At 35.8% G+C, this 15,446-nt stretch carries 16 protein-coding genes; 10 read left to right on the top strand and 6 right to left on the bottom strand.

The genetic code is table 11. From position 1 onward, the window contains the following. Positions 1 to 26: 26 nt before the first annotated feature. The 5 genes from gpmI (at position 27) to LKL37_RS04660 (ending at position 4,970) form a co-directional block, all read left to right on the top strand. Complete coding sequence (gene gpmI, locus LKL37_RS04640; protein ID WP_431609427.1) at positions 27 to 1,568, top strand: 2,3-bisphosphoglycerate-independent phosphoglycerate mutase; 1,542 nt, start codon at positions 27 to 29, stop codon at positions 1,566 to 1,568. 150 nt (positions 1,569 to 1,718) lie between these two features. Next, positions 1,719 to 2,696: an acyl-ACP desaturase gene (locus LKL37_RS04645; RefSeq protein ID WP_431609428.1), complete on the top strand. Its 978-nt coding sequence runs from the start codon at positions 1,719 to 1,721 to the stop codon at positions 2,694 to 2,696. A gap of 102 nt (positions 2,697 to 2,798) precedes the next feature. Next, positions 2,799 to 3,230 carry a BT0820 family HAD-type phosphatase gene (locus tag LKL37_RS04650; RefSeq protein WP_431609429.1) on the top strand — a complete coding sequence of 144 codons (432 nt, stop codon included), beginning with the start codon at positions 2,799 to 2,801 and terminating at the stop codon, positions 3,228 to 3,230. 163 nt (positions 3,231 to 3,393) lie between these two features. After that, positions 3,394 to 4,203, top strand: a complete 810-nt coding sequence (gene map, locus LKL37_RS04655; protein ID WP_431609430.1) for a type I methionyl aminopeptidase — start codon at positions 3,394 to 3,396, stop codon at positions 4,201 to 4,203. Beyond that, positions 4,203 to 4,970: a class I SAM-dependent methyltransferase gene (locus tag LKL37_RS04660; protein WP_431609431.1), complete on the top strand. Its 768-nt coding sequence runs from the start codon at positions 4,203 to 4,205 to the stop codon at positions 4,968 to 4,970. The genes map and LKL37_RS04660 overlap by 1 nt, the downstream gene beginning before the upstream one ends. A 52-nt stretch (positions 4,971 to 5,022) precedes the next feature. Here the strand turns inward: LKL37_RS04660 and LKL37_RS04665 are convergent, their stop codons facing one another. The 3 genes from LKL37_RS04665 to LKL37_RS04675 form a co-directional block, all read right to left on the bottom strand. After that, positions 5,023 to 5,733 (bottom strand): T9SS type A sorting domain-containing protein, encoded by a 711-nt coding sequence (locus LKL37_RS04665; RefSeq protein WP_431609432.1) that lies wholly within the window; start codon positions 5,731 to 5,733, stop codon positions 5,023 to 5,025. Positions 5,734 to 5,874: 141 nt separating this feature from the next. Further along, positions 5,875 to 6,207: a DMT family transporter gene (locus LKL37_RS04670; protein WP_431609433.1), complete on the bottom strand. Its 333-nt coding sequence runs from the start codon at positions 6,205 to 6,207 to the stop codon at positions 5,875 to 5,877. A 333-nt stretch (positions 6,208 to 6,540) separates the two neighbouring features. Continuing rightward, positions 6,541 to 7,104, bottom strand: a complete 564-nt coding sequence (locus tag LKL37_RS04675) for a Crp/Fnr family transcriptional regulator (protein WP_431609434.1) — start codon at positions 7,102 to 7,104, stop codon at positions 6,541 to 6,543. Positions 7,105 to 7,451: 347 nt separating this feature from the next. Here LKL37_RS04675 and era point away from each other — a divergent pair, with 347 nt between their 5' ends. Both era and LKL37_RS04685 read left to right on the top strand, forming a co-directional pair. Next, positions 7,452 to 8,327, top strand: coding sequence for a GTPase Era (gene era / locus LKL37_RS04680; protein WP_105703444.1), 876 nt, complete (start codon positions 7,452 to 7,454; stop codon positions 8,325 to 8,327). A 65-nt stretch (positions 8,328 to 8,392) separates the two neighbouring features. Beyond that, positions 8,393 to 8,821 (top strand): DoxX family protein, encoded by a 429-nt coding sequence (locus tag LKL37_RS04685; RefSeq protein WP_431609435.1) that lies wholly within the window; start codon positions 8,393 to 8,395, stop codon positions 8,819 to 8,821. A 68-nt stretch (positions 8,822 to 8,889) separates the two neighbouring features. Here the strand turns inward: LKL37_RS04685 and LKL37_RS04690 are convergent, their stop codons facing one another. After that, on the bottom strand, positions 8,890 to 9,039 hold the full coding sequence (locus tag LKL37_RS04690; RefSeq protein ID WP_431609436.1) for a bacteriocin-like protein: 150 nt from the start codon (positions 9,037 to 9,039) through the stop codon (positions 8,890 to 8,892). Positions 9,040 to 9,158: 119 nt separating this feature from the next. On the opposite strand from LKL37_RS04690, the gene LKL37_RS04695 reads away from it, so the two are divergent. Beyond that, positions 9,159 to 11,561, top strand: a complete 2,403-nt coding sequence (locus LKL37_RS04695) for a prolyl oligopeptidase family serine peptidase (protein WP_431609437.1) — start codon at positions 9,159 to 9,161, stop codon at positions 11,559 to 11,561. 128 nt (positions 11,562 to 11,689) lie between these two features. On the opposite strand, the gene LKL37_RS04700 is transcribed toward LKL37_RS04695, so the two are convergent. Continuing rightward, positions 11,690 to 12,379 carry an HAD family hydrolase gene (locus LKL37_RS04700; RefSeq protein ID WP_431609438.1) on the bottom strand — a complete coding sequence of 230 codons (690 nt, stop codon included), beginning with the start codon at positions 12,377 to 12,379 and terminating at the stop codon, positions 11,690 to 11,692. 188 nt (positions 12,380 to 12,567) lie between these two features. Here LKL37_RS04700 and LKL37_RS04705 point away from each other — a divergent pair, with 188 nt between their 5' ends. Continuing rightward, positions 12,568 to 13,023 (top strand): Crp/Fnr family transcriptional regulator, encoded by a 456-nt coding sequence (locus LKL37_RS04705; protein WP_431609439.1) that lies wholly within the window; start codon positions 12,568 to 12,570, stop codon positions 13,021 to 13,023. Positions 13,024 to 13,362: 339 nt separating this feature from the next. Beyond that, the gene (locus LKL37_RS04710; RefSeq protein ID WP_431609440.1) at positions 13,363 to 13,866 is read left to right on the top strand and encodes an N-acetyltransferase family protein; all 504 of its coding nucleotides are present in this window, start codon (positions 13,363 to 13,365) and stop codon (positions 13,864 to 13,866) included. Between the two features lie 145 nt (positions 13,867 to 14,011). Here LKL37_RS04710 and LKL37_RS04715 read toward each other — a convergent pair whose 3' ends face one another. Then, positions 14,012 to 15,373: an MATE family efflux transporter gene (locus tag LKL37_RS04715; RefSeq protein WP_431609441.1), complete on the bottom strand. Its 1,362-nt coding sequence runs from the start codon at positions 15,371 to 15,373 to the stop codon at positions 14,012 to 14,014. Positions 15,374 to 15,446: the final 73 nt, after the last annotated feature.

A 15,446-nucleotide genomic window follows, 5' to 3' on the forward strand; every position in this document is an offset into this window, starting at 1 on the left:
ATTTGTGTAACAAAAAGTTTTACAAAATGTCGAAAAAAGCAATACTGGCCATTCTTGACGGATGGGGATTGGGAACAAACCCTGACGTTTCTGCAATAGATAAAGCAAACACACCATTCATAGACAGCTGTTACCAAAAATTTCCACATACTACGCTTGAAGCAAGTGGACTGGCTGTAGGTTTACCAGCCGGACAGATGGGGAATTCTGAAGTAGGACACATGAACCTGGGAGCCGGAAGAGTAGTTTACCAAAATCTGGTAAAACTGAATATGGCCGTTGAAAATGGAACATTGGGACAAGAAAAAGTGATTCAGGATGCTTTTGAATATGCCAAAAAAGAAAATAAAAAAGTACACTTTATCGGACTGGTTTCCAATGGAGGAGTACACTCCCATATCAATCACCTAAAAGGATTATTAACTGCTGCAAAAGAATTCGGATTGAATGAGAATGTTTTTGTTCATGCATTTACCGATGGTAGAGACTGTGATCCACACTCTGGATTTGGATTTATTGATGAGCTGCAAAAGCATATGGAAGCTACCACAGGAAAACTGGCAACAGTGGTAGGAAGATATTATGCAATGGACAGAGACAAAAGATGGGAACGTGTAAAATTGGCTTACGATGCCCTTGTAGAAGGTGTAGGCGAGCCATCAACAGATGCTTTGGCGTCTATTAAAACTTCTTATGACAACAACGTTACCGATGAATTCCTGAAACCAATCATTTTAATGAATACTACAGCTACAGGAAATGTAGTACCGGTAGCAAAAATCATTGATAATGATGTGGTGATTTGCTTCAACTTCCGTACAGACAGAGGTAGAGAGATTACAGAAGTGCTTTCTCAGAAGGATTTCCCGGAATATGATATGAAAAAGCTGAACCTTTATTATATCACATTAACGAACTATGATAAAACATTCCAGAATGTGCAGGTCGTTTTTGATGAAAATGTACTGACGGAAACAATGGGTGAAATTCTTGAAAAAAATGGGAAAACCCAGATCAGAATCGCAGAAACAGAGAAATATCCGCACGTAACTTTCTTCTTCTCAGGAGGAAGAGAGGAGGAGTTTAATGGTGAAAGAAGACTATTGTGTCCAAGCCCGAAAGACGTTCCTACCTACGATCTGAAGCCGGAAATGTCAGCCTATGATATTACCAATGCTATCGTACCAGAATTAGAAAACGGAACGGCTGATTTTGTTTGTTTAAATTTTGCCAATACAGATATGGTAGGGCACACAGGAGTTTTTGAAGCTGCTGTAAAAGCTGCTGAGGTAGTAGATCAGTGCATCGAAAAAGTAGCAACTGCTGCCTATGAAAATGGATATGCTGTATTCATTCTTGCTGACCACGGAAATTCAGATGTAATGATGAATCCGGACGGAACACCTAATACACAGCACTCTACGAATCTTGTTCCATTTATCGTAATGGATAAAGATCATACATGGAATTTAAAACCAGGAAAACTGGGCGATGTAGCCCCTACAATCCTTAAAGTAATGGGGGTTGAAATACCAGATGCAATGACTGGAGAAGTTTTAGTTAATTAAAATTCAACAATATTGTTAAAAAAATGCCGTTATGCTTTTGCTGCGGCATTTTTTTTATGATTTATGTCAGATAAAGTATGAGTTGCATACTTTATTATGCGTTAAATAACAAATAAATCATATCTTTGTAAATTAAAACTGAATAGTAAAATGTATCAAAAGCTTGTAAGGAAAGAAGTAATGGGATTATTGGAAAAGGAAGTAGGTTCTTTTCTTGATAAATTTTTAACGCCAATTGAAAAAATATGGCAGCCTTCCGATTATTTACCAGATCCTTCAAGCGATGATTTTAAACACGATTTAGAAGAAATTCAGACTTTTGCCCGTGAAATGCCTTATGATCTTTTCGTAACATTGATCGGCGACTGTATCACAGAAGAAGCACTTCCTTCCTATGAATCTTGGTTGATGGGAGTTGACGGAATCAATCAGGAAGAAAAATTAGGCTGGGCCAACTGGGTAAGAGCATGGACAGCTGAGGAAAACAGACACGGAGATTTATTAAACAAATATCTTTATCTGTGTGGAAGAGTAAACATGAGAGAAGTGGAAATCACAACTCAATATCTTATTAATGACGGCTTCGATTTGGGGACAAGTATGGATCCGTACAGAAACTTCATTTATACAAGCTTTCAGGAAACAGCTACTAATATTTCTCACAGAAGAGTAGGTACATTGGCAAAACAATCCGGAAACGGGAAATTAGCAAAAATGTGTGGGGTAATTGCTGCAGACGAAGCAAGACACGCTAAAGCATACAAACACTTCGTAGCAAAAATTCTTGAAGTAGACCCTTCAGAAATGATTCTGGCATTCGAAGATATGATGCGTAAGAAAATTGTAATGCCTGCTCACTTGATGAGACAGTCCGGACAAAAAGCAGGAGAACTTTGGGGACATTTCTCAGATGCTGCCCAAAGATGTATGGTGTATACAGGTAATGATTATATCAATATTATGAAAGACCTTTTAGATGAATGGAAAATTGAGCACGTAAAAGGACTTACAGAAAAAGCGGAAAAAGCTCAGGAATACCTGATGAAACTTCCTGCAAGACTACAGAAGATCACAGACAGAGTTTCTACTCCGGATCTTCAGTTTCAGTTTAACTGGGTGAAAAAATAATGATATAACTATATTATTATTTAAAATATAAAAGTATTGAGTGCCTTTCTTTTTGGCACTCTTTTTTATTTCTTATCTTTGCAAAGCTAAAAAAAGAACAAAATGTTAAATAATAAAAAGATTGCTGTTGACTTTGACGGAACTATTGTTGATGACGCTTATCCGGCAATTGGAAAACCAAAAACTTTTGCTTTCGAAACATTGAAAAGACTTCAGGCTGAAGGGTTCAGACTTATTCTTTGGACATACAGACATGGAAGAGCTTTAGATGAGGCGGTAGAATTCTGCCAAAAGAATGGAGTAGAGTTTTATGCAGTGAATTCAAGTTTTGAAGGAGAAGTTTTTGATTCTGAAAGTCAGTCCAGAAAATTAGATGCAGACTGGTTTATTGATGACAGAAATTTAGGAGGATTTCCGGGATGGGGTGAGATCTATAACATTATTCAGGAAAGAATAGAATTCCGCGTAGAAGGAAAAGAAGTTCTTGCCTATTCAAAACTTAAAAAAGAAAAGAAAAAAGGACTTTTCTGGTAAGATATAGAAGTTAGACACTAGATATTAGAGGTTAGTTTTTTAATATCAGGTGCTTCTGATTTTTTATAATTTATGATAGAAAGCCTATAGATGATAGGAAGCAAAAATAAGCGTAATGCTTTAATCTAGCTTCTAACATCTAATATCTAACATCTATAATACAATGATTCAATTAAAAACGATAGACGAATTACGTCTTATGAAGGAGAGTGCCCGACTGGTTTCTAAAACATTGGGAATGTTGGCAAAAGAAATCAAACCAGGGATTACTACCTTATATTTAGATAAACTGGCTCATGATTTTATCAAAGATCATGGTGCTGAGCCTGCATTTTTAGGGTACGGAGGGTTTCCGAATTCTCTTTGTATCTCCCCAAATGAGCAGGTAGTTCACGGTTTCCCAAACAATGATGTGATAAAAGAAGGAGATGTTCTTTCTGTAGACTGTGGAGTTATTCTGAATGGTTTCGTAGGAGATCACGCCTATACATTTGAAATCGGGGAAGTGAAACCTGAGGTTAAAAAATTACTACAGGTTACCAAAGAATCTCTGTACAAAGGAATTGAGCAGTGTGTAAGAGGAAAAAGAATAGGAGATATCTCCCATGCAATCCAGAAACATTGTGAAAAAGAAGGATATGGAGTGGTAAAAGAGCTTGTAGGACACGGGTTGGGAAGAAAAATGCACGAGGATCCACAGGTTCCTAACTACGGAAGACAGGGAAGCGGAAAAGTTATTAAAGACGGTTTAGCAATTGCTATCGAGCCAATGGTTAACATGGGAACTGAGAAAGTGAAATTCCATAATGATGGCTGGACGGTAACAACTTTAGATAATATGCCATCTGCTCACTTTGAACATGATGTAGCGGTGATTAATGGTAAGCCGGTATTGCTTTCAACATTTGATTATGTATACGAAGCTTTAGGGATTGTAAGTGATGAAGAAAAGCAGTTCCAACTGGATTTTTAATGAAAAAGTTAACGAAGCTTTTACTGAATAAAATTCCACGTCCAATGCTTATTAAAATGAGCATCTGGGCAAGACCGCTTATTTATCAGTTTTTCAAAGGAGATGAGTTTTATGATCCTATTGATGGAAGATCGTATAGAAAATTTCTTCCATACGGATATGGAAAACAAAGAGAAAATGCTCTTTCTCCGGGAACGCTAAGTTTGGAGAGACACCGTCAGATGTGGCTGTATCTTCAGAACGAAACTGATTTTTTTATTAAAAATTATAAAGTTCTGCATATTGCTCCCGAACAGGAATTTTTAAGGAAATTCAAGAGAATGAGCAATCTGAATTATATTTCAGCAGACCTCTATTCTCCCATTGTGGATGTGAAGGCTGATATCCTGAATTTACCTTTCGAAAATGACAGTTTTGATATCGTTTTCTGTAACCATGTTCTGGAACATATTGAAGATGATGCAAAAGCAATGAGCGAGTTGTACAGAGTAATGAAGCCCGGCGGATGGGGAATACTTCAGGTTCCGATGAAAAATTCATTGGAGAAAACCTATGAAGACTTTACTATTAAAGACCCAAAAGAACGCCAGAAACACTTCGGACAGTACGATCATGTTCGCTGGTACGGAATGGATTATTTTGACCGCCTAAAAAAAGCTGGCTTCGAAATAGAACAGAACTTCTACTCACAGAAATTCTCTGAAGAAGAAATAAAAAAATATGGGTTAAGACACAATGAAATCTTACCTATAGTTTACAAGAAATAAAATAAAACCCGTTTCAACTACTGAAACGGGTTTTTATATAATAGGTCCTATTTTATTCTTTAATAAAAGGATAAGGCTTATAATTTTCCACTGATACAATATATTGTCCTTTCTGTAGGCTCTTTGTATCAATTGATATTTTACTATCATTTGTTTTAGTTTCCAGAACTAGTTTCCCTGACAGATCAAAAATTTTAAGGGAAAGGTTTTTCTCAATATTTTCAATGTTTAAGACTTCTTTTACAGGGTTGGGATATGTTTTGAAAGTTTTCTTTACAGCTTCAGTTTCTTTGGTACTCAGCTGTGAGGTGTTGTTATAGTAGATTTTGTTTCCTGAGGGATCTGTCATTACCAAAGTCTTTACATTGCCGCTGGTTGTAATTTGGTAACTGTATATTGATGCATAAGCTCCTAAGCCATAAATGTCACAGTTTTTCTGATCATAAGCACGAACAGGGGCTGCATTTCCTCCGTTATAAAACAAAAGAGTGCATGAGCTTGATGTTTTGATAAGATTGTTGCCTCCGGGCATAACCCCGAAACCCATCATGGAAGTATTATAATATTTGGAATTAATAACATAGCTTGTTCCTCCCGCTGAATTAAATGTAGTGGCAGGAATTCCGTTATCAATTAAGGGAGTGTTGGTTGTTTGTCCGCTGCTTGTTACCATTTTGGAAATATACCACGTATTGGAAAGTAATTCAGAGGTTTGCTGGGCAGTCAGTAAACTACCTGCTAAAAGGAATAGCATTTTTTTCATGAGTTAAAAGTTTACGGTAAAGATATAAAAGAATTTCTTTTTCCTGATTCAATTTAATCACGATAATAAAATGAATGAAAAAACCGCCTTTATAACAAAGACGGCTTCCATTTTTAAATATAGATAGAAGTTTATGCACTTTTAATGTGATGAAGAAACGGCTTTTAATCCTACAACAGATCCAATAAGTGTTACAATAAAGAAAACTCTCCAAAAGCTTACAGGGTCCTTAAAGAAGAAAATTCCCATTAAAGCAGTTCCTACAGCTCCAATTCCTGTCCATACCGCATAAGCAGTACCGATAGGAAGCGTCTGAGTAGCTTTGATCAGCAAAAGCATACTGATCGTCATCGTTATCAGAAAGCCGGTATACCACAGGTACATCTCAGTTCCTGATGTTTCTTTTGCCTTTCCCAGACATGATGCGAAGGCAACTTCAAATAATCCCGCGATAACTAATATTAACCAATTCATTTTTTAAATTTTTCTACTGCAAATTTCAGAATTTGAAAGGAGAAAAAATTTTACAATTGTTAAAAAATAAAGATGTGGAGATATTGAAGAAAAGAAGATGGAAGCTGGAAAAAATAAGAAACAATATTGGTCTATCAATAGGGGCGGACATTAGTCCGCTCTCAATATATAGTACCACTCCTCCGGCTTTAGCCAAAACATAAGAATCTTTTAATTCTTCAATCCTTAAAACATGAACTTGGAAGATAGTTTAAAGAAAAGATAAGAACTGAATGGAAGTAGTGATAATAACTTCCATCTTCATTCTTCCTGCTTCCATCCTCAAAATTGAAATTATTTTATCTCCGCCCGAATTCTACTTAAACTCACCTGTGTAATCCCAAGATAAGACGCAATATAACCCAGCTGAACTCTTTTAAGTAAGTCCGGCTGATAAGCCATAATATCTTTGTAGCGTTCCAGAGAAGTCTTGAACTGTCGTGAAATAATCAATTCTTCGGATTTTATCATTTCTGCTTCTGCCAGTTTTCTTCCCCAATTGGTAATATGAATATCTTCATTAAAAAGTTTTCTGAGACTTTCTGTTTCCATTCTGTACAGATCACAGTCTTCCAGCAGTTCGATGCTCTCATAGCCGGGCTTGTCTTGTACATAACTTTTCATGGAAAGAATACATTGTCCTTCACTTCCAAACCAAAAAGTGATATCATTATCAGCCGTTGAAGAATAGGCTCTTGCAATTCCTTTTCGGATAAAATACAGATAAGGAATTACTTTATCGGCTTCCATCAGACAAAAGCCTTTAGGATGCGAAACCTCTGTGATATGTTCTTTTAAACTGTTTTTTGATGCTTCAGGAAGAAGGTAAACCTGGTCAAGAATCTGGTCTATATTCATAAAGATGAATTCTAATAGTCAAAAATATCAGTTTTAACTAATGCAATACAAAATTATCGGGTAATTTTTATAAGAAATATTGCAGTACATATAATCAAAATTCTTCTGAATTCAATTTATTTATCGTCAATATTACAACAGAAAGGGTGAAAACTCCCCTCTTCTAGAGGGGGGCAAAAATTCAAAAAATTTTGACGGGGTGGTTAGCCCAGTAATTGAGTCAATGTAAATTTCCCTTTCCTCACAATATATTTAGACATATAACTCTCTTTTTTCTTTTAAATATTGAGATTAACTGTAAAGACCAATTTTGTTTTACTAACTTTGCAGTTCGTAATATTATTTTTATGCACAAAGCTGGATTTGTTAATATAGTTGGAAAGCCCAATGCGGGAAAATCGACCTTACTCAACCAATTAATGGGAGAGAAGTTGGCGATTGTAACGCAGAAAGCGCAGACAACCCGTCACAGAATTTTTGGGATTTATAATGAAGATGACCTTCAGATCGTATTTTCTGATACTCCCGGAGTATTGGATCCGAAATACGGATTGCAGGAAAAAATGATGGATTTTGTAAAGGACTCTCTACAGGATGCAGATGTTTTCCTGTTTATTGTAGATGTTACTGATAAAGCAGAACCATCAGAATTTTTGATTGATAAACTGAATAAAATCCCTGTACCGGTACTTCTTTTATTAAACAAAGTAGACCAGACGGATCAGGCAGGTCTTGAAAAATTGGTTGAAGATTGGCATGCCAGAATTCCAAAAGCTGAAATTCTACCAATTTCTGCATTGAATGCCTTCAATACAGAGATTATTTTGCCTAAAATAAAATCGTTGCTTCCTGAGAATCCTCCTTACTACGATAAAGATCAGTATACCGATAAGCCTGAAAGATTTTTCGTAAACGAAGCAATTCGTGAGAAAATTCTTTTGAATTATGATAAAGAAATTCCATACTCTGTAGAAGTAGTGACTGAACAGTTCAAAGAAAAAGAAGGTATTATTTTCATAGACTCCATTATCTATGTAGAAAGAGATACCCAAAAAGGAATTATTATCGGGCACAAAGGGGAAGCTATCAAAAAGGTAGGAACTGAAGCAAGAATGGATCTTGAGAAATTCTTCACCAAAAAAATTCACCTCAATCTATTTGTAAAAGTGAAAAAAGATTGGAGAAAGAACGATAGAGATCTTAAAAATTTCGGTTACCGTTAAACTAAAACCGCCGGAATCCCGTTGTATTAAAAGATTTTTATTACCTTAGTATAAATTTTTAGTACATGAACTATAATAATTCAAATTCGAGCTCAATACCTAAAGATATTGTTTTATTAGTGGTAAGAGTGTTTGTAGGTTTCGCCATGCTTTCTCATGGTTTTCCAAAACTTCAGATGCTATTGGCAGGCGGTAAAATCGAATTTTTCGATTTTATGGGACTTGGGCCTCAGATATCACTGATTCTTACGGTTTTTGCTGAATTTGTATGTTCAATACTACTTATATTAGGTCTTTTTACAAGAGTTTCTCTGGGATTTCTGATCTTTACAATGATTATTGCTGGTTTTGTAGTACATGGTGGAGACTCTTTTGAAAAGAGAGAAATGCCTCTTGTCTATCTTTCCGTTTATCTTTTATTAATGGTAATCGGGGCTGGAAAAATTTCAGTAGATCATATGATTGAGAGAAGAAAAAGAGCTTCAGACTGGTAATCTTACAAAAGAATAAAATGAAATAAAATAAACAAGGCACTTCAGAAAATGAAGTGCCTTGTTTGTTCTTAATAATTGCAGTGAGGTAAACACTCCCAAATCAGCTTTCCGTTTTCGTCTTTTACTCTGCAAGCCATATAGCCTGCATCACATAATGGAGCACTTCCGCCGTTGATTGTTTTTAAATGTACTTTTGATAATTTTTTTAAATTTTTCATATTATTTTAATTTGTAAAGTAAATGTAATAAAAAAACGAATACGGCACTAAAAAGTGTCTTATTTATTTAATTTTATAAATCTTTTAAAATTCACTACATTCGCAGAAAATGAATTTATATGAAGATAAAACTGACCATCTGCCTTCTGGCATTTCTCAATTTTTATGATGCACAGGAGAATATCACTTACCAGAAACCATCAGCTGAAATCTTAAAACTGGCAGATTATCAAAGGCCACCAAGTGTTTTGATGAACAGTAAAAAAGACTGGGTGGTGTTTACGTATCGTCCAACATATAAAACCCTGGAAGATCTCAGCCAGCAGGAAATGAAACTTGGCGGGCTTAGAATCAATCCGGTTACCAATATTTCAAGCAGTACTACCTATTCAAACAATCTGAAGATCAGAAAGATCAATGATAAAAACGAGATTCAGGTAAAAAATCTGCCTTCCAATCCAAAAATCACCTATGTTTCATTTTCTCCGGATGAAAAAAAACTGGCATTTACCAATACAACCGCTAAAGGGGTAGAGCTTTGGGTAGTGGATATGGAAACTGCTTCTGCCAAAAAAATTACAGCTGATAATCTGAATGCCAATTTAGGAATGCCATATGTATGGTATAATGACTCGCAAAGCTTCCTGATCAGAGTAATTCCACAAAACAGACCTGCTCTTATAGATGCAAGCAAAGACCTTCCGACAGGTCCTATTGTTTCAACAGCAGATGGTAAAGTTTCTCAAAACAGAACATATCAGGATCTTTTGAAAAATCCTCAGGATGAAAAAAACTTTGAAACTCTTACCGCTTCTGAAATCTACAATGCAGATCTTACAGGAAATCTTAAGAAACTGAAAGACCAGGATATGTATGCTGGATTAAGTTTTTCTCCTGACGGAAATTATCTGTTGGCTACAACAATCAAAAAGCCGTTTTCCTATATTGTTCCTCTAAATCGATTTCCATCAACAACTGTTGTGTATGATATGAAAGGAAATGCTGTGAAAACAGTAAATGAAGTTCCTTTGAATGAAATTATGCCGAAAGGATTCTCATCCGTAAGAACCGGAAAAAGAGATATGTCCTGGAGAAGTGATGCTCCCGCTACTCTTACCTTTGCGGAAGCTTTGGATGGAGGAGATCAGTCTAAAGCAGCAGACTACAGAGATGAGGTATTTACCTGGGAAGCTCCATTTACAGCGGCTCCTAAATCTTTCTTCAAAACAAAACAGAGATATGATGATGTAGTTTGGACTAATGATCATTATGCCATTGTTTCTGAAGGCTGGTATGACACAAGAAATACAAAATCTTATCTGATAGATACTAACAACGGAGAATCTAAAGTTTTCGATGACAGAAATTATCAGGATGTTTACAGTGATCCGGGAAATTTCAACACAACGAAAAATCAGTACGGAAGAAATGTAATCGATATGAAAGGCGGAAAAGCCTATCTGATTGGAGACGGATTTACAAAAGACGGACAACATCCTTTTATTGATGAAATGGATGTAAAATCACTGAAAAAGAAAAGACTTTACACTTCTAATATAAAAAACGGTAAAGAAGAAATCATAGATATCCTTAATGCTTCAAAAGGTGAAATTCTTACAACTCAACAGTCACCGAGCCTTTACCCTAATTATTTCAAAAAGAATATTAAATCTAATAAAGAAGAAGCCGTAACCAACTTCGCGAATCCTTTTGAAAGTATCAAAGATGTTTACAAAGAAGTAATTACTTATAAGAGAAATGATGGTGTTACCTTGACCGGAACACTTTATCTTCCTGCTAATTACGACAGAAAAGCGAAAAAAGAGAAGCTTCCGTTACTAATTTGGGCTTATCCTACAGAATATAAAGATAAAAATACAGCAGGGCAGAACACTCAAAACCCGAATGATTTTACATTCCCATACTACGGATCTTTCGTGTATTGGACAACGAAAGGGTATGCTGTTCTTGATGATGCTGCTTTCCCGATTATCGGTGAAGGAAAAACAGAACCTAATGATACATTTATTCCGCAATTGGTTGCCAATGCTGCCGCTGCAATTGATGCAGTAGATCATTTGGGGTATATCGACAGAAAGAAAGTTGCTGTTGGAGGTCATTCTTATGGGGCATTTATGACTGCAAACCTTCTGACGCATTCTGATCTTTTTGCATGTGGAATTGCAAGAAGTGGAGCTTATAACAGAACTTTGACGCCATTCGGTTTCCAGAGCGAGCAGAGAAACTATTGGGATATTCCGGAGATTTATAACAAGATGTCTCCGTTCATGAACGCAGACAAAATGAAGACACCGCTTCTTCTGATTCATGGTGATGCGGATAACAATCCTGGAACATTTACTTTGCAGACGGAAAGATACTTCCAGGCATTAAAAAATCTGGGTGCTCCTGTAAAAATGGTTCTTCTTCCAAAAGAAGCCCATGGATATCAGGCTAAAGAAAATATTTTACACCTTTTATGGGAACAAGATCAGTTCCTTGAAAAGTGCCTGAAGAAATAAATAAAAAAGAGACTGTTTACCATAAACAGTCTCTTTTTTTTGATTAAAAAATATAACAAGGAAGTTGTGTTAAAACTTAAAGCGAAGCTTCATCTTAATCATCTTCATAAAACTTAATGGTTTAAATTTTAAAGATATTTAAGAATTTCATTAATACTTTTAAGTTCCATAAAATTCGGATGCTCCAGATTAACATCATGCTGCTCATGGCTCCATGTGACATGATAAGGAATATGTGCTGCAGAACCTCCGATTTCCAATACCGGTAAAATATCCGACTTAATAGAATTTCCAAGCATCAGAAAATGTTCAGGCTGGCAGTCCAGATGCTTCAAAAGCTTTTTGTAATCATGTTCTTTTTTATCACTCATGATCTCAATATGATGGAAATAGTCCTGTAATCCCGAATTTTTTAGTTTACGTTCCTGATCCAAAAGATCACCTTTTGTAGAAACAACCAGCCTGTATTTTCCCTTTAAGCTTTCAAGAGTTTCCGTAACACCATCCAACAGTTCAATAGGTTTCCGAAGAAGCTCCTGACCTAGTTGAATGGCTTTATTGACCAATTCTAAAGACGCTGTATTGTTAGATACTCTGGATATGGTTTCAATCATACAAAGCATGAATCCTTTTACTCCGTAACCATATAAATGAAGATTCTGCATTTCCGTTTTAAACAATTCCTGTGATACTGAGTGTTGTGGGAGGTAATTTTCCATCAATCTGCAGAATTCTTTTTCAGCTTCCTGAAAATAAGGTTCGTTGATCCAAAGTGTGTCATCTGCATCAAAAGCAATGGTTGTAATATGATTATTCATTTTTGTTTTGTAATTTTCTGTCCGCAAAATTCAGTATAAAAATTTAATAAGCAAAGGACATTTGTCCCGGGTGTATATGTTAAGGACAAATCATACATTTTTAAACTATCTTGATGAGCTAGCTGTATGCAAAGCAGAGTGGTAGTGATAATATTGCATTAAAATCTTTTTCTGCAGGAGATAAAATATTGAGACAGGATCACCTGCCTTCCCATGTTATGCTGATTAAAGAAGGGATTGTTAAATGTTATTTTGTTGAAGAAAATGGAAAAGAATATATCGTAGAATTTCTGGGAAGTGGGGAAGTGATAGGAGAAGTGGAACTGATCAAAAATATAAACTGTCTGTGCAGTATTGAAGCCCTCACGGAAGTGACGGTGTATGCGGTGAAAATTCCTGCTTTCAAATCTTTGATCAAAAATGATCTCGTTCTGAACAATCTCCTTTTAGAATCTTTTGCAGAAAGAATTATCAATACTTCCAGCAGAGCGTCCTATCAACAGCTATATACAGTAGAACATACTTTGAAACAATTGCTGCAAATGCAGTCTAAGCAGAATATTCAGATTTCCAAAGAGGATATGGCGGCCTATCTCGGCATTGCGGTGAGAAGCTTGAATAGAATTTTAAAGGATTTGAAATAATTTTATTAGAAAATCGCAAAGTTTTTCCACTTGATATTTAGAATTTTAAGGGGCAAGAAAATCGAAGATTTTCAGCAAATAATTACCATCACTCAAAAAAATAAGCAGTATTCAATTTTATCGGAGATAAAATCCTTTCACCTTAAAAATATTCAAAGTCTAAATTCGATTGCGACTTTGCAATTATCAAAAAAAAATATTAAAACAAATGTGAATGACGGTGTCATTTTAAGGGCTTTTTCTGTTTTAATATAAAAATCCGGATAAAACATCCGAAATATATAGGGTGATTTTAAAATTTAGTATTTTTGCATAAGAATAAGTTGAATTACAATATTCATGGAAACATTAAAGTTCAGAAATGCTGAATTGGCAGATTTAAATAAAATCGTAGCCATTTACAACTCAACAATTGCCTCAAGAATGGTAACTGCAGACATGGAAGAAGTCTCTGTAGAAAGCAAACTAAAGTGGTTTGAAGAACACAATCCTCAGACAAGACCACTTTGGGTAGTTGAAGATAATCAGAATCAAATCATTGGGTGGGTAAGTTTCAGTTCATTCCATGAAAGGGCTGCCTATAATGGTACGGTAGAAGTAAGCATTTATCTGGATGAGACCTGCAGAGGAAAAGGATATGGAAAAACCATTCTTCAGTATTGTATTGATAATGCCGGAAAATTTGGAGTAAAAAACCTGGTAGCGCTTATTTTCCTTCATAATGAACCCAGTTTAAAGCTTTTCAGGCACTTTGGGTTTGAAGATTGGGGAAGCCTTCCTAATGTAGCCATTCTGGATGGCGTTGAAAGAAGTCTGAAAATTTTAGGAAGAAGGATAGATTAATTGTAATTGTAGAGAAAGAAAAAAGGTAAACTTGTAAAACGGGTTTATATACAATCATCTGTGCTCACCCATGAAATCTGCGGTTAAGCAAAAAACGAAAAAATATAAAAATAGCTGTCTCAAATTTGAAACAGCTATTTTGTTTTTATGAATTCTGCTTTACTCTTTTCGCAGACATATTCAGGAATCGTTTCACAAGGAAAACGGCGGATATTGTCAATCCTATTCCGAGTGCGATCCACATTCCGAATGCTCCCATTTCTAAAGTGACACAGAAGAAATAGCCCAAAGGAATAGTAATTACCCAGTAAGCGATAAAGGTGTAAATAGACGGAATTTTCACATCCTGCAATCCTCTCAGCATTCCTAAAGCTGTTACCTGAATTCCATCAGAAAGCTGGAACAAAGCTGCAATAATCATCAGTTTTGATGCCAGGCTGATTACTTCAATCTCTTCTTTTTTTGTGAAGAATGTCGGGAGGATATTTCTTCCTAAAATAAACACCAATCCGCAGATACACATAAAAATAAAGGCAATCTTAAGATTGTTGATTCCTACTTTTCTGAGTTCAACGAAGTTCTGTTCACCTAATTTTCTTCCAATCATTACTGTAGAGGCAACGCTAAACCCAACACATAAGTTGAAGGTAAAAGAAGCCATACTTAAGGCGATTTGATGAGAAGCAATATCATGAGCAGAGATCAGTCCGCAGATAAATGCCGCTCCGGCGAAAGCCGTTACTTCAAAAAACATCTGTAAAGCTGTTGGTAATCCCAGTTTTACCATTTTATCAAACATTTTCTTTGAGAAAACCTGAATTTTTAAAGAAAAATCCTTGATATATCGTCTTGTTCTTTTTTCCTTAAGCAATACAAAATAAAGGAAAACAACCATAAAAATTCTGGAAATCAAGGTTGCTAAAGCAGACCCTTTTACGCCCATTGGAGGTATTCCCCAAAGTCCTTTAATAAAGACATAGTTTAAGACAATATTGATGATATTCGCAATGATGGTTGCTTTTGTAACTCCAATCGTATAAGATAATCCTTCAGAAACCTCACGAAGCGTTTGAAACGCCATAAACGGGATCATACTGACCACCATTATACTTAGGAAACTTACCGTATCCGGAATGATCTTGGCCGGCTGTCCGGAATGATAGAGTAGCGGCATTCCCATAAGGAGAATAACCATCAGGATGATCCCGACAGACATATTAATGATAAAACCATGGCTGAATACGGAATTGATTGTAGCATGATCTTCTTTCGAGTGTGCTTCCGAAACCAATGGCGGAATAGCAAATGAAAAGCCCAGGGCTAATACAAATATGGAGAAAAACACAGCATTCCCCAATGATACAGATGCCAATGCATCTGCACCTAAAAGTTTTCCGACAATAATATTATCGAATAAGTTTACTGAAACCTGCCCTACCTGGGTTAGCATCACAGGCAGAGCCAAAGTCAGGCATTCTTTCGTATAGTTTTTGTTTAAAAAGTTCATAATATTTTAAGATTCATATAGTTTATAATTCAAATAGGGCAAAAAAAAAATTTGCAGTGGTAACACTGCAAAT

It is taken from the genome of Chryseobacterium sp. 'Rf worker isolate 10', assembly GCF_050753305.1.
GTDB lineage: Bacteria > Bacteroidota > Bacteroidia > Flavobacteriales > Weeksellaceae > Chryseobacterium.

Bases quoted from the DNA above. Each gene is read 5' to 3' on its own strand.
- era (WP_105703444.1), top strand. From the start codon at position 7,452: ATGCACAAAGCTGGATTTGTTAATATAGTTGGAAAGCCCAATGCGGGA.
- LKL37_RS04650 (WP_431609429.1), top strand. From the start codon at position 2,799: ATGTTAAATAATAAAAAGATTGCTGTTGACTTTGACGGAACTATTGTT.
- LKL37_RS04670 (WP_431609433.1), bottom strand. From the start codon at position 6,207: ATGAATTGGTTAATATTAGTTATCGCGGGATTATTTGAAGTTGCCTTC.
- gpmI (WP_431609427.1), top strand. From the start codon at position 27: ATGTCGAAAAAAGCAATACTGGCCATTCTTGACGGATGGGGATTGGGA.
- map (WP_431609430.1), top strand. From the start codon at position 3,394: ATGATTCAATTAAAAACGATAGACGAATTACGTCTTATGAAGGAGAGT.
- LKL37_RS04675 (WP_431609434.1), bottom strand. From the start codon at position 7,104: ATGAATATAGACCAGATTCTTGACCAGGTTTACCTTCTTCCTGAAGCA.
- LKL37_RS04695 (WP_431609437.1), top strand. From the start codon at position 9,159: ATGAAGATAAAACTGACCATCTGCCTTCTGGCATTTCTCAATTTTTAT.
- LKL37_RS04665 (WP_431609432.1), bottom strand. From the start codon at position 5,733: ATGAAAAAAATGCTATTCCTTTTAGCAGGTAGTTTACTGACTGCCCAG.
- LKL37_RS04715 (WP_431609441.1), bottom strand. From the start codon at position 15,373: ATGAACTTTTTAAACAAAAACTATACGAAAGAATGCCTGACTTTGGCT.
- LKL37_RS04690 (WP_431609436.1), bottom strand. From the start codon at position 9,039: ATGAAAAATTTAAAAAAATTATCAAAAGTACATTTAAAAACAATCAAC.
- LKL37_RS04700 (WP_431609438.1), bottom strand. From the start codon at position 12,379: ATGAATAATCATATTACAACCATTGCTTTTGATGCAGATGACACACTT.
- LKL37_RS04660 (WP_431609431.1), top strand. From the start codon at position 4,203: ATGAAAAAGTTAACGAAGCTTTTACTGAATAAAATTCCACGTCCAATG.
- LKL37_RS04645 (WP_431609428.1), top strand. From the start codon at position 1,719: ATGTATCAAAAGCTTGTAAGGAAAGAAGTAATGGGATTATTGGAAAAG.
- LKL37_RS04685 (WP_431609435.1), top strand. From the start codon at position 8,393: ATGAACTATAATAATTCAAATTCGAGCTCAATACCTAAAGATATTGTT.
- LKL37_RS04710 (WP_431609440.1), top strand. From the start codon at position 13,363: ATGGAAACATTAAAGTTCAGAAATGCTGAATTGGCAGATTTAAATAAA.